This is a genomic window from Streptomyces sp. NPDC088766 (assembly GCF_044750845.1).
In the GTDB taxonomy this organism is placed as follows: domain Bacteria; phylum Actinomycetota; class Actinomycetes; order Streptomycetales; family Streptomycetaceae; genus Streptomyces.
The window spans coordinates 140,472-157,758 of record NZ_JBIVKQ010000014.1 but is presented as its reverse complement, the minus strand read 5'-3'; the positions used below and the strand labels follow the sequence as shown (position 1 = coordinate 157,758).

The 17,287-nt window shown below is 70.9% G+C and carries 19 protein-coding genes; 16 read left to right on the top strand and 3 right to left on the bottom strand.

Annotation, left to right across the window (positions count from 1 at the left end; all coding sequences use genetic code 11):
• Positions 1-73: 73 nt before the first annotated feature.
• Positions 74-511, bottom strand: a complete 438-nt coding sequence (locus tag ACIP5W_RS21015) for a hypothetical protein (RefSeq protein ID WP_010353923.1) — start codon at positions 509-511, stop codon at positions 74-76.
• 532 nt (positions 512-1,043) lie between these two features.
• Here ACIP5W_RS21015 and hemL point away from each other — a divergent pair.
• The 8 genes from hemL to ACIP5W_RS20975 all read left to right on the top strand — a co-directional run bounded on the left by hemL (position 1,044) and on the right by ACIP5W_RS20975 (position 9,280).
• The gene (gene hemL, locus ACIP5W_RS21010) at positions 1,044-2,360 is read left to right on the top strand and encodes a glutamate-1-semialdehyde 2,1-aminomutase (protein WP_401475427.1); all 1,317 of its coding nucleotides are present in this window, start codon (positions 1,044-1,046) and stop codon (positions 2,358-2,360) included.
• A gap of 38 nt (positions 2,361-2,398) precedes the next feature.
• Positions 2,399-3,046 carry a histidine phosphatase family protein gene (locus ACIP5W_RS21005; RefSeq protein ID WP_401475593.1) on the top strand — a complete coding sequence of 216 codons (648 nt, stop codon included), beginning with the start codon at positions 2,399-2,401 and terminating at the stop codon, positions 3,044-3,046.
• Positions 3,047-3,182: 136 nt separating this feature from the next.
• Positions 3,183-4,487: a hypothetical protein gene (locus tag ACIP5W_RS21000; protein ID WP_401475424.1), complete on the top strand. Its 1,305-nt coding sequence runs from the start codon at positions 3,183-3,185 to the stop codon at positions 4,485-4,487.
• Positions 4,488-4,553: 66 nt separating this feature from the next.
• On the top strand, positions 4,554-5,144 hold the full coding sequence (locus ACIP5W_RS20995; RefSeq protein WP_401475421.1) for a TlpA family protein disulfide reductase: 591 nt from the start codon (positions 4,554-4,556) through the stop codon (positions 5,142-5,144).
• A gap of 1 nt (position 5,145) precedes the next feature.
• Positions 5,146-5,916 carry a cytochrome c biogenesis CcdA family protein gene (locus ACIP5W_RS20990; RefSeq protein ID WP_401475418.1) on the top strand — a complete coding sequence of 257 codons (771 nt, stop codon included), beginning with the start codon at positions 5,146-5,148 and terminating at the stop codon, positions 5,914-5,916.
• Between the two features lie 3 nt (positions 5,917-5,919).
• Complete coding sequence (locus ACIP5W_RS20985) at positions 5,920-7,650, top strand: cytochrome c biogenesis protein ResB (RefSeq protein ID WP_401475415.1); 1,731 nt, start codon at positions 5,920-5,922, stop codon at positions 7,648-7,650.
• A 32-nt stretch (positions 7,651-7,682) separates the two neighbouring features.
• Positions 7,683-8,795, top strand: a complete 1,113-nt coding sequence (gene ccsB / locus ACIP5W_RS20980) for a c-type cytochrome biogenesis protein CcsB (RefSeq protein WP_401475590.1) — start codon at positions 7,683-7,685, stop codon at positions 8,793-8,795.
• 80 nt (positions 8,796-8,875) lie between these two features.
• A complete protein-coding gene (locus ACIP5W_RS20975) occupies positions 8,876-9,280 on the top strand; it encodes a hypothetical protein (protein ID WP_401475412.1) in 405 nt (134 codons plus the stop codon).
• A 28-nt stretch (positions 9,281-9,308) separates the two neighbouring features.
• On the opposite strand, the gene ACIP5W_RS20970 is transcribed toward ACIP5W_RS20975, so the two are convergent.
• Together ACIP5W_RS20970 and ACIP5W_RS20965 are read right to left on the bottom strand one after the other, a co-directional pair.
• Positions 9,309-9,758 (bottom strand): nucleoside deaminase, encoded by a 450-nt coding sequence (locus ACIP5W_RS20970; protein ID WP_401475587.1) that lies wholly within the window; start codon positions 9,756-9,758, stop codon positions 9,309-9,311.
• A gap of 74 nt (positions 9,759-9,832) precedes the next feature.
• On the bottom strand, positions 9,833-10,174 hold the full coding sequence (locus ACIP5W_RS20965) for a PLD nuclease N-terminal domain-containing protein (protein ID WP_401475409.1): 342 nt from the start codon (positions 10,172-10,174) through the stop codon (positions 9,833-9,835).
• 88 nt (positions 10,175-10,262) lie between these two features.
• On the opposite strand from ACIP5W_RS20965, the gene ACIP5W_RS20960 reads away from it, so the two are divergent.
• From ACIP5W_RS20960 to ACIP5W_RS20925, 8 genes are all read left to right on the top strand, one after another.
• A complete protein-coding gene (locus ACIP5W_RS20960) occupies positions 10,263-11,714 on the top strand; it encodes a menaquinone biosynthesis decarboxylase (protein WP_366062782.1) in 1,452 nt (483 codons plus the stop codon).
• Positions 11,711-12,613 (top strand): menaquinone biosynthesis prenyltransferase MqnP, encoded by a 903-nt coding sequence (gene mqnP, locus ACIP5W_RS20955; protein WP_401475406.1) that lies wholly within the window; start codon positions 11,711-11,713, stop codon positions 12,611-12,613. The genes ACIP5W_RS20960 and mqnP overlap by 4 nt, the downstream gene beginning before the upstream one ends.
• A 78-nt stretch (positions 12,614-12,691) precedes the next feature.
• Complete coding sequence (locus tag ACIP5W_RS20950) at positions 12,692-13,348, top strand: UbiX family flavin prenyltransferase (protein WP_401475584.1); 657 nt, start codon at positions 12,692-12,694, stop codon at positions 13,346-13,348.
• Between the two features lie 93 nt (positions 13,349-13,441).
• Positions 13,442-13,897: an Lrp/AsnC family transcriptional regulator gene (locus ACIP5W_RS20945; RefSeq protein ID WP_363088921.1), complete on the top strand. Its 456-nt coding sequence runs from the start codon at positions 13,442-13,444 to the stop codon at positions 13,895-13,897.
• Positions 13,898-13,995: 98 nt separating this feature from the next.
• On the top strand, positions 13,996-15,159 hold the full coding sequence (gene mqnE, locus ACIP5W_RS20940) for an aminofutalosine synthase MqnE (RefSeq protein WP_401475402.1): 1,164 nt from the start codon (positions 13,996-13,998) through the stop codon (positions 15,157-15,159).
• A 277-nt stretch (positions 15,160-15,436) separates the two neighbouring features.
• Positions 15,437-15,961, top strand: coding sequence for a GNAT family N-acetyltransferase (locus ACIP5W_RS20935; RefSeq protein WP_401475399.1), 525 nt, complete (start codon positions 15,437-15,439; stop codon positions 15,959-15,961).
• 127 nt (positions 15,962-16,088) lie between these two features.
• Positions 16,089-16,388, top strand: a complete 300-nt coding sequence (locus ACIP5W_RS20930) for a DUF4229 domain-containing protein (protein ID WP_401475396.1) — start codon at positions 16,089-16,091, stop codon at positions 16,386-16,388.
• A 346-nt stretch (positions 16,389-16,734) separates the two neighbouring features.
• Positions 16,735-17,259, top strand: coding sequence for a toxin-antitoxin system HicB family antitoxin (locus tag ACIP5W_RS20925; RefSeq protein ID WP_401475393.1), 525 nt, complete (start codon positions 16,735-16,737; stop codon positions 17,257-17,259).
• Positions 17,260-17,287 lie beyond the last annotated feature (28 nt).

Here is a 17,287-nt window from a genome sequence, read left to right as displayed (position 1 = left end):
CACCGACGAGCAGTTCCGCGGCGCGACACCGACCGGCACCCGAAAGCCCCGCCCGACACCACGAAACCCCGGCTCAGGGCCACACCAGGCAGTAAGGCTGGTGCCCCGCCTCGTGCAGCCGGTGGCTGAAGTCCTGCCACTCGTGCAGCAACTGGTACACGTTGAACGCGTCCCGCGGACCGCCCCGGTCGGGGACCGTCGACCAGATGAAGGCCGCCGCGCCGACCGCTTCCTCGCCGATGTCGCGGAGGGGGTCGACGACCGTCATGGGGAGCTTGACGACGGCGTAGTCGGGGTGCAGGACGACGAGTTCCAGCGGGGGCACCTTGTGCAGGGGGACGCCCTCGATGCCGGTGAGGACCATCGCGGCCATCGTCTCCGGCTTGATCTTGGTGAACATGCCGTTCATGCCGAGTTCGTCGCCGCCGAGTTCCTCGGGGCGCATCGAGATCGGGACCCGGGCCGCGGTCGCGCCGTCCGGTGCGCCGAAGTACTTGTACGTCACCCCCACCCGACCACCGTTCCCGCTCCCCGCCCGGAGCCGGTCGACCGTACGGTCGAGCCGCTCGGACTCACTCGCTCCCTCGGGCACGTCCGGGACGCCCTGCGTCCGACGTGTTTCGTCGGCTTCCTCCGCGTCGCGCCGGTGCCTTCCCCGCCGGGCACGTCGAGGACCCCGGTCATCAGTCCCCTCGCCCAGTCCGCCACCGCGATGCATATCTCCACCCGACTGCTTTTCTGGGACGCGCAGGCCCCGCCGCGCAACCCGATCATCGTGTCAGTGACCTCCCCCACGGCCGCACGCCGAAACGTGCGGTGAAACACCTGTCCGCAGGATCTTCGCAGCCCCTCGACACGCCGTCGTTGTGAGCTACGTCTATCAGGCTCAGTCCGTTTCAGTTTCGCAGATGAAGAAGGTCGCAGAAGTGGCCCGTCCGGTCCGTGCGGGCACGGCACACGCCCCGCGGCCCTTTGGCGCCGCTGGCCTACCCTGAGGAGGTCACTGCCAACCGGAGTCCGAGAAGTCGGAGAAGTCGCAGGTCATGAGCGAACTGCCCTATTCATACGAAGCGCCTGTCTCACAGGCACTGTTCGACCGTGCGGCCGTCGTCACACCGGGCGGCGTGAACTCCCCGGTGCGCGCCTTCCGCGCCGTCGGCGGTACGCCCCGGTTCATGGTGTCCGGCACCGGCCCGTACCTGACGGACGCGGACGGCCGGGAGTACGTCGACCTCGTCTGTTCCTGGGGGCCCATGATCCTCGGGCACTCGCACCCCGAGGTGATCGCCGCCGTCCAGGACGCCGTCTCGCGCGGCACGTCCTTCGGCACGCCCGGTGAGGGCGAGGTCACGCTGGCCGAGGAGATCGTCGCGCGGATCGAGCCCGTCGAGCAGGTACGGCTGGTCTCCAGCGGGACGGAGGCCACGATGTCCGCCATCCGGCTCGCCCGCGGCTTCACCCGGCGCTCCAAGGTGATCAAGTTCGCCGGCTGCTACCACGGCCACGTCGACTCGCTGCTCGCCGCCGCCGGCTCCGGCGTCGCCACCTTCGCCCTGCCGGACACGCCCGGCGTCACCGGAGCCCAGGCCGGCGACACCATCGTCCTGCCGTACAACGACCTGGAGGCCGTGCAGGAGGCCTTCCACCGGCACCCCGGTGAGATCGCCTGCGTCATCACCGAGGCCTCGCCGGGCAACATGGGCGTGGTCCCGCCGCTGCCCGGGTTCAACCAGGGGCTCAAGGACGCCTGCCAGAACAACGGCGCCCTCTACATCTCCGACGAGGTCATGACCGGGTTCAGGACCAGCCGGGCCGGCTGGTTCGGGATCGACGGGGTCAAGCCCGACCTGATGACCTTCGGCAAGGTCATGGGCGGCGGCTTCCCGGCCGCGGCGTTCGGCGGCCGTGCCGACGTGATGGCGCACCTCGCGCCCGCCGGGCCCGTCTACCAGGCCGGCACCCTCTCCGGGAACCCGGTCGCCACCGCCGCCGGCATCGCCCAGCTCCGGCTCCTCGACGACGCCGCGTACACGAAGCTCGACGCCGTCTCCGGGCAGATCCAGGCGCTGGTGTCGGAGGCCCTGTCCAAGGAGGGCGTCGCGCACACGCTCCAGAGCGCCTCCAACATGTTCTCCGTCTTCTTCACGGACCGGCCCGTCCGCAACTACGAGGACGCCAAGGCGCAGGAGTCGTTCCGCTTCACCGCCTTCTTCCACTCGCTGCTGGCGAACGGCGTCTACCTGCCGCCCTCGTCCTACGAGTCCTGGTTCGTGTCCACGGCCCACGACGAACGGGCCGTCCAGCGGATCGCCGACGCCCTTCCGGCGGCGGCCCGAGCGGCTGCGGAGGCCGGCGCGTGAGCACCGACGACAGCAAGGACCTGACGGTCGTCCACCTGATGCGGCACGGCGAGGTCGAGAACCCGGACGGCATCCTCTACGGCCGTCTCGACGGCTACCACCTCTCCGACCTGGGCCGGCGGATGGCCGACCGGGTCGCCGAGCACCTCGCCCCCCGCGACGTGACGTACGTCTGCGCCTCCCCGCTGGAGCGGGCGCAGGAGACGGCCGGCCCCGTCGCCAAGGCGCACGGGCTCGACATCGGCACCGACGCGCGGCTCATCGAGGCCGGCAACGTCTTCCAGGGCAAGACCTTCGGCGTCGGCGACGGGGCGCTGCGCCGGCCGGAGAACTGGCGGCACGTCTACAACCCGTTCAAGCCGTCCTGGGGCGAGCCGTACGTCGACCAGGTGGTGCGCATGATGGGCGCGCTGGACGCGGCGAAGGACAGGGCCCGCGGGCACGAGGCGGTGCTGGTCAGCCATCAGCTGCCGATCTGGATCGTGCGGTCCTACGTCGAGCGGCGGCGGTTGTGGCACGACCCGCGCAGGCGGCAGTGCACGCTCGCCTCGCTGACGTCGTTCACGTACCGGGGCGACACGATCGTGTCCGTCGGCTACTCCGAGCCCGCCCGCGACCTGGTGCCGCCCCACCTGCTGGCCGGCGCCAAGCCGGTGAAGGGGAAGGGCAGGGCCTTCGGGGCGTGAGCAGCTGATCCCGCGGTCACCGTTGCCGGTGATCCCCCGATCACTGTTACGGAATACGCACACATGAGCGGAACCTCCCCGTTCGGCGTGTCCTCTGAGTGGGTGACCACCGGAGTACGCGACGAACGGGGATGCCATGCGCACTCTCACCCGCAGGGGAGCACTAGGACTGGGTGCGGGGGCCGCGGCCGCCGCCGGACTCGCGGGCTGCGGCGGCTTCACGTCGTCGGACGACCCGCGCCCCGGTGACGGTTCCGGCGGGCCCGGGAAGGGCGGTCCGGCCTCCCCGAAGCCCACGGCCACCGTCCGTCCGATCGGGGACGGCTCCACCTCCTTCACCGGGAAGCAGCCGCACCAGCCGGCCCGGCCCGAGCCGCTGGAGCCGGGTCAGGAACCGCCGCAGTTCGTCGTCTTCTCCTGGGACGGGGCGGGCGAGGTCGGCAACGGTCTCTTCCCGCGTTTCCTGGACCTGGCCAAGGAGCACGGCGCGGCCATGACCTTCTTCCTCTCCGGGCTCTACCTGCTGCCCGAGTCGAAGAAGCGGCTCTACGACCCGCCCAACAACCCCCGCGGCGCCTCGGACATCGGCTACCTCACCGACGACCACGTCAAGGCGACGCTGGTCAACGTGCGCCGCGCCTGGCTGGAGGGGCACGAGATCGGCACCCACTTCAACGGGCACTTCTGCGCCGGCTCCGGATCGGTCGGCAACTGGACCGGGCGCCAGTGGCGCGACGAGATCGACCAGGCCAAGTCGTTCGTGAAGCAGTGGCGCACCAACACCGGGTGGACCGACCTGCCCGCGCTCCCCTTCGACTACGACAAGGAACTCGTCGGCGGCCGCACGCCCTGCCTCCTCGGCCAGGACAACCTGCTGCCCACCGCCCGCTCCCTCGGCTGGCGCTACGACGCCTCCTCGCCGGGCGGCCGCCAGGTCTGGCCCGACAGGAAGCAGGGCATGTGGGACCTGCCGTTGCAGCAGATACCGTTCCCCGGACGCGGCTTCGAGGTCCTGTCGATGGACTACAACATGCTCGCCAACCAGTCGGTCAACTCGACCAAGGCGCCCAGCCACAACTATCCGGGCTGGCGAAAGCAGTCGGCCCAGGCGTACATACAGGGGTTCAGGCGGGCGTACGAGACGAACCGCGCGCCCTTCTTCGTGGGCAACCACTTCGAGCAGTGGAACGGCGGCATCTACATGGACGCCGTCGAGGAGGCGTTCAAGCACATCGCGCGCGAGAAGGAGAAGGGCGCGGACGTGCGCATGGTCTCCTTCCGGCAGTTCGTCGACTGGATCGACGTGCAGAAGCCGGAGGTGCTCGACAAGCTGCGCACGCTGGACGTCGGGCAGCAGCCGGCCGGCGGCTGGAAGGAGTTCCTCGCGGCGGCCCCCGGCACCCCCGCCGATACCCCGACGGGCCCCGGATCCGCTGCCTGAAATGCGGGTTTCCCCCCGGAAGGGGGGTGCGCAAGATCCCCGGAACGGGCATGCGAAACTTTTCACATGAGTGCCGCCAGCCGCACCTCCCTGTCTGTCGCCGTCGCAGCCGCCACGGCCCTGCTGTTGTCCGCGTGCACCTCCGGAGGCACCTCCGGCGGGGGCGGCGACACCAACTTCGTCATGGGCAAGAACGGCATCTCGACCGTCGAGAAGGGCGAGCGCACCGCCGCCCCCGACCTCTCCGGCAGGACCGTCGACGGCAGGCAGCTCGACGTCGCCTCCTACAAGGGCAGCGTCGTCGTCCTGAACGTGTGGGGATCCTGGTGCGCGCCCTGCCGTGCCGAGGCACCGGGCTTCCAGAAGGTCTCCACCGACCTCAAGGCCCGCGGCGTGCAGTTCGTCGGCATCAACACCCGTGACACCAGCACCTCCAACGCCCTCGCCTTCGAGAAGGAGCAGGGCATCACCTACCCCAGCCTGTACGACCCGACCGGCAAGCTGATGCTCCGCTTCGAGAAGGGCACGCTCAACCCGCAGGCCATCCCCTCCACGCTCGTCCTCGACCGGGACGGGAAGATCGCGGCCCGCTCGCTGGCCGCCCTCAGCGAGGAGAAGCTGCGCGCGATGATCGACCCGGTCCTCGCGGAGAAGTGACGTGAGCTCCGTCACGATGCTCGCCGCGGACGGCTACAACGGCACCGTGCTCAACGGCGCCCTGCTGGTCGCCCTGCCCGTCGCGCTGCTCGGCGGACTCGTCTCCTTCTTCTCCCCGTGCGTCCTGCCGCTCGTGCCCGGCTACCTGTCGTACGTCACCGGCGTCGCCGGCACCGACCTGGCCGAGGCCCGGCGCGGCCGGATGGTCGCCGGCGCCTCCCTCTTCGTGGCCGGTTTCACGGCCGTGTTCGTCTCCAGCGGTGCCCTGTTCGGCTACTTCGGCGACACGCTCCAGGCCAACAAGGGCGTCCTGTCCAAGGTGCTGGGCGTGCTCATGATCCTCATGGGCGTCTTCTTCATGGGGCTGATGCCCTGGATGACCCAGCGCGAGTTCCGCTTCCACCGGCGGCCGGTGGCCGGACTCGTCGGCGCCCCGCTGCTCGGCGCGCTGTTCGGCATCGGCTGGACGCCGTGCATCGGCCCGACCCTGGCGTCCGTGCTGACGCTCTCCTCCCAGCAGGGCAGCGCGGGCCGCGGCGCCCTGCTCACCGTCGCCTACTGCCTCGGCCTCGGGGTGCCCTTCGTGCTCGCCGCGGTCGCCTTCCGCAAGGCGCTCGGCGCCTTCGCCTGGGTCAAACGGCACTATGTGTGGGTGATGCGGACCGGCGGCTCGATGATGATCGTGACCGGTCTGCTGTTGCTGACCGGCGCCTGGGACCACCTGGTGCAGGACCTTCAGTCCTGGTCCACCGGCTTCACTGTGGGGATCTGATCGATGAGCAAGACCACCGCCGGCGAACCCGTGGACGCCACCGCACCGCAGGACCAGGACCTCGGCGCGGCCGGCTCGCAGCTGTCCACCGCGCCCGCCGAGTCGCCCGGGGGCGTCCCCGCCATGGGCGTCGTCGGCTGGGCCCGCTGGTTCTGGCGGCAGCTGACCTCGATGCGGGTCGCCCTGCTGCTGCTCCTGCTGCTGGCGCTCGGCGCGATCCCCGGTTCGCTGATCCCGCAGACCGGCACCGACGCCACGAAGGTCGCCGACTTCGAGAAGAACCACCCCACCCTCGCACCGCTCTACGACAAGCTGGGCCTCTTCCACGTCTACAGCTCGGTGTGGTTCTCCGCCGTCTACATCCTGCTGTTCGTCTCCCTCATCGGCTGCATCGTGCCCCGCACCTGGCAGTTCGTCGGCCAGCTGCGCGGCCGCCCGCCGGGCGCGCCCAAGCGGCTGACCCGGCTGCCCGCGTACACCACGTGGCGCACGGACGCCGAACCGGAGCAGGTGCGCGAGGCCGCGCTCGCGCTGCTGAAGAAGCGCCGCTTCCGCGCGCACCTCGTCGGGGACGCGGTCGCCGCCGAGAAGGGCTACCTGCGCGAGGTCGGCAACCTCGCCTTCCACATCGCCCTCATCGTGATGCTGACGGCCTTCGCCTGGGGCCAGCTGTTCAAGATGGAGGGCAACAAGCTGGTCCTGGAGGGCGACGGTTTCTCCAACACCCTCACCCAGTACGACGACTTCAAGTCCGGCACCCTCTTCGAAGCCGACGACCTGGCACCGTTCAGCTTCAACCTGAAGGACTTCACCGGCACCTACGAGGTCTCCGGGCCCAACAAGGGCACTCCGCGCACCTACCAGGCCGCCATCACCTACTCCGAGGGCGCCTACGGCAAGGAGCGGAAGACCACCGTCAAGGTGAACCACCCGCTGGAGATCGGCGACTCCAAGGTCTACCTCACCGCCCACGGGTACGCCCCCGTCGTCACCGTCAGGGACGGCAAGGGCAACGTGGTCTACCGCGACGCCGTACCGCTGCTGCCGCTCGACTCCAACGTCACCTCCTCCGGCGTGGTCAAGGTCTACGACGGCTACCGCGACGCCAAGGGCGTCAAGGAACAGCTCGCCTTCCAGGCCTTCCTCCTGCCCAGCTACGCCGAGGGCAACGAGGTCTCCTCCGCCTTCCCGGCGCTGCTGAACCCGGTGCTGAACCTGGAGCCGTACCACGGCGACCTCGGTGTCGACTCGGGCATCCCGCAGAGCGTCTACCAGCTCGACAAGCGGAACATGAAGCCGTTCACGGACGCCAAGGGCCTCCAGCTGCGGGACAACCTCAAGCCCGGCGAGACCCTGACCCTCCCCAACGGCGCCGGCTCGATCACCTACGACGGCACCAAGGAATGGGCCAACTTCCAGGTCACCCAGCAGCCCGGCAGCGGCTGGGCGCTGGCCGGCTCGGTGGCCGCGATCCTCGGCCTGGCCGGCTCCCTGTTCATCCAGCGCCGCCGCGTGTGGGTGCGGGCGGTGCGGGGCACCGACGGCGTCACGGTCGTCGAGATGGCCGGCCTCGGCCGCAGCGAGTCCGCGAAGGTCCCCGAGGAACTGGGCGACCTCGCCGGGATCCTGTACGACCGGGCGCCCGGAGCGCCCGCCGCCGAGGACCCCGACACCCCCGAAGATCCCGACACCCCCGATTCCCGAGCCGTACCTGCCGAAGGGTCTGAGAAGTGACTCTCGCCGCCGCAACCGACCTCGCCGGCGCGGTGAACCTCGCCGCCGCCACCAACGAGAACCTCGCGAACATCAGCAACACGCTGATCTACTCCGCGATGGCCGTCTACACCCTGGCCTTCTTCGCGTACATCGCCGAATGGACCTTCGGCGGCCGCAGCAAGGTCGGCCGCACCGCCGCCGCGCTCACCGACCGGGCCCCGGCCGGGAAGGCGGCCCCCGCCGTCACCGTGCGGAAGGCCGGCGGCACCGCCGTGCTGGAGCGGCCGAAGGTCGTGGTGCGGGCCGCGGCCGGCGCCCGTGAGGTGCCCGACGGGCCGGGCGCGCACGGCGGCGACGAACAGGGCGACCTCTACGGCCGGATCGCCATCTCCCTCACGGTGCTGGCCTTCCTGATCGAGTTCGGCGGCGTGCTCAGCCGCGCGCTCTCGGTGCAGCGGGCGCCGTGGGGCAACATGTACGAGTTCAACATCACCTTCTCCACGGTGGCCGTCGGCGTGTACCTGGCGCTGCTGGCGCTGAAGAAGAACGTGCGCTGGCTCGGGCTGTTCCTGATCACCTCGGTCCTGCTCGACCTGGGCCTCGCGGTCACCGTCCTGTACACGGCGAGCGACCAGCTGGTCCCCGCCCTGCACTCGTACTGGCTGTACATCCACGTCTCCACCGCGATCTTCTGCGGCGCGGTGTTCTACGTCGGCGCGGTCTCCACGATCCTGTACCTGTTCAAGGACTCCTACGAGAACAAGCTGGCGGGCGGCGGCAGGCCCGGGAAGCTCGCCAACTCGGTCCTCGACCGGCTGCCCGCCGCGGCGACCCTCGACAAGTTCGCCTACCGCGTCAACGCGGCCGTCTTCCCGCTGTGGACGTTCACGATCATCGCGGGCGCGATCTGGGCGGGCGACGCCTGGGGCCGCTACTGGGGCTGGGACCCCAAGGAGACCTGGTCCTTCATCACCTGGGTCGCCTACGCTGGCTACCTCCACGCCCGCGCCACCGCCGGCTGGAAGGGCCGCAAGGCCGCCTACCTCGCGCTGGTCGCCTTCGGCTGCTGGCTGTTCAACTACTACGGCGTCAACATCTTCGTCTCCGGCAAGCACTCCTACGCCGACGTCGGCCTGGGCGTGCTCCAGGCGGCCGGGTTCTGAGCCCCCCTCGCGGCCGGCGGGACGGTCCGGCCGCACGCCGTGACCGTGCGGAAGCGGTTCCCGGGGGTCACTCTGGTGTCATGACCGGTTCCATCGAACAGGGCTCCAGCCAGACCCACGGGAACACGCACATCCTGCATTTCCTGGTGCGGCTCCCGCGGCCCCTGGAGACGGTCTGGCCCGTCCTCGCCACCGCCGAGGGCCTCTGCGGCTGGTTCGGCGCCGTCGACGTCCTCGAACCCCGGCTCGGCGGCGTGATCGGCCTGCCCGGCCTGGGCGCCGGGCAGGTCACCGCCTGGGACGTGGAGCGGGTCGCCGAGTACACGGTGGACAGCGGCGGCCGGATGCGTTTCCACCTGGAGCACGACGACGCGGGCGGCACCGCCCTGCGCTTCACCCACGAGTTCCAGGGCGAGGGCGAGACGGAGTCCCGCTGGCGCGCCCGCTTCGAACAGATGATCCATCAGGTGGAGCGGGGGCCGTAAGGCCGGCCGGACACGGCAGACCCCGCGGTCACGCGCCGATGTCCTCGTTCCACAGTGCCGGGTTCTCCGCGATGAAGTCGCGCATCATCGCGACGCACCCGGGGTCGTCCAGGAGCACGATCTCCACGCCGTGCCGGGCGAGCCAGTCGTGGCCGCCGTGGAAGGTGACCGCCTCGCCGATCACGACGCGGGAGATGCCGAACTGGCGGACCAGGCCGGAGCAGTACCAGCACGGCGAGAGCGTCGTGACCATCGTCGTCCCGCGGTACGTCCGCTGCCGTCCCGCCGCGCGGAACGCCGCCGTCTCCGCGTGCGTCGAGGGGTCGTCGTCCTGCACGCGCCGGTTGCGGCCGCGGCCGAGCAGCGTCCCGTCGGGGCCGTGGAGCGCGGCGCCGATCGGGATGCCGCCCTCGGCGAGCCCGGTGCGGGCCTCCTCGACGGCGCCGGCGAGCCAGGCGCGGGCGGTCGCCCCGTCCAGGGGGGCCGGCTCGGGCACGAGAACTCCTTCCGCCCGCGGTGAGGCTCCCGGCGGGGAGCCGCGCCGCCTCGGTGTCACGAGGATCCGGTGGGACCCTGGCTGTCGTCGGGCCTGCCCTTGTCGTCCTTCTCGGTGTCGTCGAGCGACTTCAGGAACTCGGGGTTGTCGTCCGGGGCGATCCACTGCCGCTGCTGCGGGCGGCCGCCGCGGACGCCGGACCAGCCTTCGGCGGCGGGGCTGCGCTTCTTGCCCGCGACGAGCCACGAGATCGAACCGACGAGCGGGAACAGCAGGACGAGGATCGCCCACAGCGGCTTGGGCATGTGGCGGATGTCGTCGTCCTTCGTGCTGATGCAGTCGATGAACGCGTAGACGCTCAGCGCCAGCGGCACCAGGAACATCAGTACCCGCAGCATGGGGTCTCTCCAGCGCAGAGGGCGGCGGGGCCACGAGGACGGGCCCCAGGTACGGGGTCAGGGTAGCCCCTCGGGGATACTTGACCGCATGGCTTACGACGATCTTCGTTCCCTGCTCAGGGCGCTGGAGCGCGAGGGCGACCTCAAGCGCATCAAGGCCGAGGTGGACCCGTACCTGGAGGTCGGGGAGATCGTCGACCGGGTGCAGAAGTCCGGCGGCCCCGCGCTCCTCTTCGAGAACGTGAAGGGCTCGGCGATGCCCCTCGCGATGAACGTGTTCGGCACCGACCGCCGCCTGCTGAAGGCGCTCGGGCTGAAGTCGTACGCGGACATCTCGGACCGGATCGGCGGGCTGCTCAAGCCCGAGCTGCCGCACGGCTTCGTGGGGGTCCGCGAGGCGTTCGGCAAGCTCGGCGCGATGACGCACGTCCCGCCGAAGAAGGTGAAGGACGGCCCCGTGCAGGAGGTCGTCCTGCGCGGGGACGAGGTGGACCTGGAGCAGTTGCCGGCGCTGTTCACCTGGCCGCAGGACGGCGGCTCGTTCTTCAACCTGGGGCTGACCCACACCAAGGACCCGGAGACCGGGGTCCGCAACCTCGGGCTCTACCGCCTCCAGCGCCACGACCGGCGCACGATCGGCATGCACTGGCAGATCCACAAGGACAGCCGCAACCACTACCAGGTCGCGGCGCGCCGGGGCGAGCGGCTGCCGGTCGCGATCGCCTTCGGCTGCCCGCCGGCCGTCACGTACGCCTCCACCGCGCCGCTCCCCGGCGACATCGACGAGTACTTCCTCGCCGGGTTCCTCCAGGGCAAGCGCATCGAGATGGTCGACTGCAAGACGGTCCCGCTCCAGGTCCCGGCGCAGGCGGAGGTCGTGCTGGAGGGCTGGCTGGAGCCGGGCGAGATGCGCCCGGAGGGCCCGTTCGGCGACCACACCGGTTTCTACACGCCGCAGGAGCCGTTCCCGGCGCTGACGATCGACTGCGTGACGATGCGCAGGCGTCCGCTGCTCCAGTCGATCGTGGTGGGCCGTCCGCCGACCGAGGACGGCCCGCTGGGCCGTGCGACGGAGCGGTTCTTCCTCCCGCTCCTCAAGATCATCGTCCCGGACATCGTGGACTACCACCTGCCCGAGGCCGGCGGTTTCCACAACTGCGCGATCGTCTCGATCGACAAGAAGTACCCCAAGCACGCGCAGAAGGTCATGCACGCGGTCTGGGGCGCCCACATGATGTCCCTGACCAAGCTGATCGTGGTCGTCGACGCCGACTGCGACGTCCACGACCTGCACGAGGTCGCCTGGCGGGCCCTCGGGAACACGGACTACGCCCGTGACCTGTCCGTCGTCGAGGGTCCAGTCGACCACCTCGACCACGCCTCCTACCAGCAGTTCTGGGGCGGCAAGGCGGGCATCGACGCGACGCGGAAGTGGCCCGAGGAGGGCTACACCCGCGACGGCGGCTGGCCGGAGATGGTCCTGTCGGACCCGGAGACGTCCGAACGGGTGACGCGGCGCTGGAAGGAGTACGGGCTGTGAGTTCGGCATCCGCGGCGATCCCGCGGCCGGGACGCACGAAGGCCTTCCTGCGGCTGGTGATGATCGAGCACTCGGTCTTCGCGCTGCCCTTCGCCTACATCGCCGCGCTGACCGCGATGTTCGAGCTGGACGGGAACATCCACTGGGGCCGGCTGCTGCTGGTCACCGTCTGCATGGTGGGTCTGCGCACCTTCGCCATGGCGGTCAACCGGATCATCGACCGCGAGATCGACGCGCGGAACCCGCGCACCGCCCAGCGCGAACTCGTCACCGGCGCGATGTCGGTGCGGCACGCGTGGACCGGCGCGCTGATCGCCCTGGTGGTCTTCCTGGGCTCGGCGGCCCTGCTGAACCCGCTCTGCCTGGCCCTGGCCCCGGTCGCCGTGATCCCGATGGTGGTCTACCCCTACGGGAAGCGCTTCACGAACTTCCCGCAGGCCATCCTCGGTCTCGCGCAGGCGATGGGCCCGATCGGCGGCTGGCTGGCGATCACGGGCGAGTGGTCCTGGGACGCGGTGATCCTGGGCCTGGCCGTCGGCGTCTGGATCGGCGGCTTCGACCTGATCTACGCCTGCCAGGACGTCGAGACCGACCGCGAGATCGGTGTCAGGTCGGTCCCGGCCCGCTTCGGCATCCCCGCCGCGATCTGGGGCGCCCGCGCCTGCCACGCCGTCACGACGGCCCTGTTCGTCTGGTACGCCCTCGCCACCGGCGCCGGCGCCTTCTTCTGGCTGGGCCTGCTGATCGTCGCCGGCGCGTTCGGCTACGAGCACACCATCGTGCGCCCGCACGACCTGTCCCGCCTGAACAGGGCGTTCTTCTCCACCAACGGCTTCATCGGCATCAGCCTCTTCGTGTGCGCGCTGATCGACCTGCTGGTGCGCGGCCTCACCGTTTAGGGCCTGCGCCGGTCCGGTCCGCAGCTCCTGACCGTTCGCCGGTACGCTCAAGGTGTGAACGCAGGAGAAACGCAGCGCGTGCCTTGGATCGTGGGGGTGTCCGGGGCGTCCGGTACGCCGTATGCCGCCGCCGTGCTGCGCGCGCTGCTCGCCGGGGGCGAGAGCGTCGACCTGGTCGTCAGCCGGGCCTCGCGGCTCACGCTGCTCGACGAGACGGGGATCTCCTTCCGGGACGCGCACTGGCGGGACGACCTGCGGGAATGGCTCGCGCGGGGCGCCGACGGCAAGCCGGACGCCTTCGACGTCGACGTCGAAGGGGACGCCGTGCGGTACTGGGCCGCCGGTGACCTGGCGGCGGGGCCGTCGTCGGGGTCGTACCCGGCGAAGGGGATGCTGATCGTGCCCGCCTCGACGGCCTGTGTCGCCGGCGTCGCGCTGGGGCTGTCCAAGGACCTCCTCCAGCGGGTCGCCAGTGTCACGCTCAAGGAGCGCCGCACGCTCGTCGTCGCCGTCCGGGAGACCCCGCTGAACGGGCAGACGCTGCGGCACCTCGTCGCCCTGGACGACGCGGGCGCGAGCGTCGTGCCCGCCTCCCCGGCCTTCTACGCGGGCGCCACGCACATCCAGGACCTGGTCGACTTCGTCGCCGGCCGGGTCCTCGACGCGGCGGGCGTGGGGCACGGTCTCTACCGCCGCTGGAAGGGCGAACTCGGCGGCGGCGCCCGCCCCGCCTGAGGCCGCGCCGGAGAGCAGCGCCACCGGCACCACCTCTCACGACTCCAGTAACTCTCAGACCTCTCAGACCTCTTCATCGGAAGGCTCGATCGCATGGACGCGGTGGACAGGCAGCTCATCCAGGCCCTGAGGGAGAACGGCCGGGCCTCCTACGCGGAGCTGGGGCGTCTCGTCGGCCTGTCGGGACCCAGCGTCACCGACCGCATCAACCGGCTGGAGGCGGCCGGCGTCATCACGGGCTACCGGGCCACGGTGAACGCCGCCTCGCTCGGCCTGGGCGTCACCGCCCTCATCGGCATCTCCCTCTCCGACGCCGCCGACCACGAGGACGTGGCCGCGCGGATGAAGGACCTCGGCGAGATCGAGGACTGCTGGTTCATCGCCGGCGACGACTCGTTCATGCTCAAGGTGCGGGCGAACGACGTCGACGGGCTGGAGCGGATCATCCGCCGGCTGTCGGGGACGAAGGGCGTCTCCCGGACCCGTACGACCATCGTGCTGTCCACCAAGTGGGAGAACCGGGTGGGGGAGCTTCCGGAAGAGGTCTGACGGTCGGGTCCGACGGCCGGGTCCGACGGTCGGGTCCGACGGTGTCGGGGCGTACGGTTGACGAAGTCTGTCTCAGGGCGAACGGAAGAGGTAGGGGCATGGACGTCGGGCTCAAGCGCGAGCTGGAGCAGAAGGTCAGGGCCGGTGAGCGGCTGACCCGCGAGGACGGCATCGCGCTGTACGAGTCGGACGACCTGGCCTGGCTGGGCGGACTCGCGCACGAGGTGCGGACGCGGAAGAACGGCGACGTCGTCCACTTCAACGTCAACCGGCACCTCAATATGACGAACGTGTGCACGGCCTCCTGCGCGTACTGCTCCTTCCAGCGCAAGCCGGGGGAGAAGGACGCGTACACGATGCGCATCGAGGAGGCCGTCAAGCTCGCGAAGGCGATGGAGTCGGAGAACCTCACCGAGCTGCACATCGTCAACGGCCTGCACCCGAACCTGCCGTGGCGGTACTACCCGCGCTCCCTGCGCGAGCTGAAGGCCGCCCTGCCGGACGTGTCCCTGAAGGCCTTCACGGCCACGGAGATCCACCACTTCGAGACGATCAGCGGTCTGTCGGCGTCCGAGATCCTCGACGAACTGATCGACGCCGGCCTGGAGTCACTCACCGGCGGCGGCGCGGAGATCTTCGACTGGGAGGTCCGTCAGCACATCGTGGACCACCGCACCCACTGGGAGGACTGGTCGCGGATCCACCGGCTGGCGCACGAGAAGGGTCTGAAGACCCCGAGCACCATGCTGTACGGCCACATCGAGGAGCCCCGCCACCGCGTGGACCACGTCCTGCGGCTGCGCGAACTCCAGGACGAGACCGGCGGCTTCCAGGTCTTCATCCCGCTCCGCTACCAGCACGACTTCGTGGACATGAAGGACGGCAAGATCCGCAACCGCCTTCAGGCCCGCACCCAGATGGCGACGGGCGCGGAGGCCCTCAAGACCTTCGCGGTCTCCCGCCTCCTCTTCGACAACGTCCCGCACGTCAAGGTCTTCTGGGTCATGCACGGCGTCCAGACCGCCCAGCTGGCCCTCCAGCACGGCGCGGACGACATGGACGGCTCGGTCGTCGAGTACAAGATCACCCACGACGCCGACAACTACGGCACCCCCAGCAAGCTGACCCGCGAAGACCTCCTGGACCTCATCCGCGACGCGGGCTTCCGCCCGGTGGAACGCAACACCCGCTACGAGATCATCCGCGAGTACGACGCCCCGGACCCGTCCCGCAGGGACTCCCCCCAGCCGATGCGCGTCTGACGGAGCGACACCGGCCCGCGAACCCCGCGGGCCGGCCCTGCCCGTGAACGGCGGCGAGCGGTCCCGGTGGGGCGCGGGGAACCGCGCGACCGGCCCCCTCCTGGCCCGCACCCCCCACCGGGCCCGCCCCCGCCGTGTCCCGCCCCCCCACCGGGCCCGTACCCGCCGTGTGCCGCCCCCACCGGGCCCGCCCCCGCCATGTCCCGCCCCCCCCGCCGGGCCCGTGCACGCGAACCCGCACGCACCCCCTCCCGAGGGTAAGGATTACCATCGATCCGTGTCCCTTACCTTCACCCTCGATCCCGCCATCACCCCCGACCTGCGCGACGGTCTCCTGGACCTCTGGACGGACGTCTCCAACGCGGGCGGGGCCGTGGGTTTCGTGCCGCCCGTGACGCGTGAGCTCGTCCGCCCGGAACTGGTCCGCCACCTCGTGCAGATGGCCGAGGGCCGCACCCGCCTCCTCGTCGGGCGGGACGAGGAGGGCGACGTGGCGGCGACCGCGTTCCTCACCCTCAACACGCACCGCCTGATGACCCACTGGCTGTGGCTGTACACGGTGATGGTGCACCCGCGCCACCAGGGCAAGGGGTACGGCCGCGAGCTGCTCGCCGCCGCCGCAGACGCGGCCCGCACCTTCGAGGGCGTGGACGCGATACGGCTCACCTGCCGGGGCGGCCTCGGCCTGGAACGCTTCTACGCGTCCTGCGGCTACAAGGAGGTCGGCCGCGTGCCGGGCGCGATCAGGGTGGCGCCGGGCGACGACCGGGACGACGTCACGATGCTGCTCCCGCTGGGCTGACGGCCCCGGCCCGCCCCCGCTGCGGGACCGGAAGCCGGGCGTGCTTCACTGGACGGTGCCGGATGGGGACCTTAGGGACCTTTTCACCTCCCCCAGCGGGGGCCCAGAGACGGAAGAGTGGGTTGAGATGCTCCGCTACACGCTGATGCGCCTCGGTGTCTTCGCAGGCTGCTTCGCGGCCGTCTGGGGACTCGTCTACCTCGGCGTCTTCCCGCGTGGCCTGGGCGACTCCAACGGCATGTGGATCGTGCTGCTCGCGCTGGTGCTGTCCGCGCCGATCAGCTTCGTCCTGCTGCGCAAGGAGCGCGACCGCGCCTCGGAGACGGTGGTGCGCCGGGTGGACCGCATGAAGGCGGGCCTGGAGTCCAGCCGCTCCCAGGAGGACGAGGCGGTCGACTCCACCCGCGCCCAGGGCCAGCCTTCGTAGGCGTCCGTCCCCGGCGGGCGGGACTGTGCGGGCTGCGGTGAACGGCTGAGGCCGGGACCGCGGCCCGTTCGCATGTGCCCGTGCGTGTCACGCACTTCTGCGGCCGTGCCGCGCCCGTGTATGTCACGCACCTCTGCGGCCGTGCCGCGCGCCCGCGGTGGCGCCAGATGTGCGGCACGAGTGGTGCCAGTGTGGCGCCATGGTGGACCGTCACCGGCCTTCGAGCGTGCGACGGTGGCATCCGTGCGCGCCTGTTTCCGAGAGAAATGGCAGCTCGGAGCCGCTCGCGCCAAAGAGGTGTCTATTTGGCTCGCCAGTGGCGCCATTCATGTGCCATGATGGCGTCATGGACCTCACCCCCTACGTCGACAACCTCCGGCACGAGCTCGCCGTCGCAGCGAACGCCGGCGGCGACGACGCCCGCGCCCTCGCCGAGCGGCTCACCGCCCCCCTGGAGTCCGCCGCCCGCCTGACCCTCCTCAACGCGCTGTCCGCCGCCATGGGCGAGGTCACGCGGGAGCTGGCGCCGGGCTCGGTCGACGTGCGACTGCGCGGACTCGACCCGGAGTTCGTGGTGACGGCACCGCCCGCCGCCGAGCCGTTCCGGGAGGTGCGGGAGCCGCTCGCGGCCCCCGCCGCGCCCGCACCGCCGCCCGCGGACGCCGACGACGGCGCCATGGCGCGGATCAACTTCCGTCTCCCCGCCCACCTCAAGGCCCGCGCCGAGGACGCCGCGGCGGCGGAGGGCCTGTCGGTCAACGCCTGGCTGGTGCGTGCCGTGTCCACCGCGCTGGACGGCGGCGAGCGCGCGGGCCTGCCGGGCCGCGGCAAGGACGCGGGCGGCCGGGCCTTCACCGGCTGGGTCCGCTAGAGCCGGCCGGCCCGCGCCGGCCACTCCG

Bases quoted from the DNA above. Each gene is read 5' to 3' on its own strand.
- ACIP5W_RS21005 (WP_401475593.1), top strand. From the start codon at position 2,399: ATGCGGCACGGCGAGGTCGAGAACCCGGACGGCATCCTCTACGGCCGT.
- ACIP5W_RS20995 (WP_401475421.1), top strand. From the start codon at position 4,554: ATGAGTGCCGCCAGCCGCACCTCCCTGTCTGTCGCCGTCGCAGCCGCC.
- ACIP5W_RS20960 (WP_366062782.1), top strand. From the start codon at position 10,263: ATGGCTTACGACGATCTTCGTTCCCTGCTCAGGGCGCTGGAGCGCGAG.
- mqnE (WP_401475402.1), top strand. From the start codon at position 13,996: ATGGACGTCGGGCTCAAGCGCGAGCTGGAGCAGAAGGTCAGGGCCGGT.
- ACIP5W_RS20925 (WP_401475393.1), top strand. From the start codon at position 16,735: ATGGACCTCACCCCCTACGTCGACAACCTCCGGCACGAGCTCGCCGTC.
- ACIP5W_RS21000 (WP_401475424.1), top strand. From the start codon at position 3,183: ATGCGCACTCTCACCCGCAGGGGAGCACTAGGACTGGGTGCGGGGGCC.
- ACIP5W_RS20985 (WP_401475415.1), top strand. From the start codon at position 5,920: ATGAGCAAGACCACCGCCGGCGAACCCGTGGACGCCACCGCACCGCAG.
- hemL (WP_401475427.1), top strand. From the start codon at position 1,044: ATGAGCGAACTGCCCTATTCATACGAAGCGCCTGTCTCACAGGCACTG.
- ACIP5W_RS20945 (WP_363088921.1), top strand. From the start codon at position 13,442: ATGGACGCGGTGGACAGGCAGCTCATCCAGGCCCTGAGGGAGAACGGC.
- ACIP5W_RS20930 (WP_401475396.1), top strand. From the start codon at position 16,089: ATGCTCCGCTACACGCTGATGCGCCTCGGTGTCTTCGCAGGCTGCTTC.
- ACIP5W_RS20965 (WP_401475409.1), bottom strand. From the start codon at position 10,174: ATGCTGCGGGTACTGATGTTCCTGGTGCCGCTGGCGCTGAGCGTCTAC.
- ACIP5W_RS20975 (WP_401475412.1), top strand. From the start codon at position 8,876: ATGACCGGTTCCATCGAACAGGGCTCCAGCCAGACCCACGGGAACACG.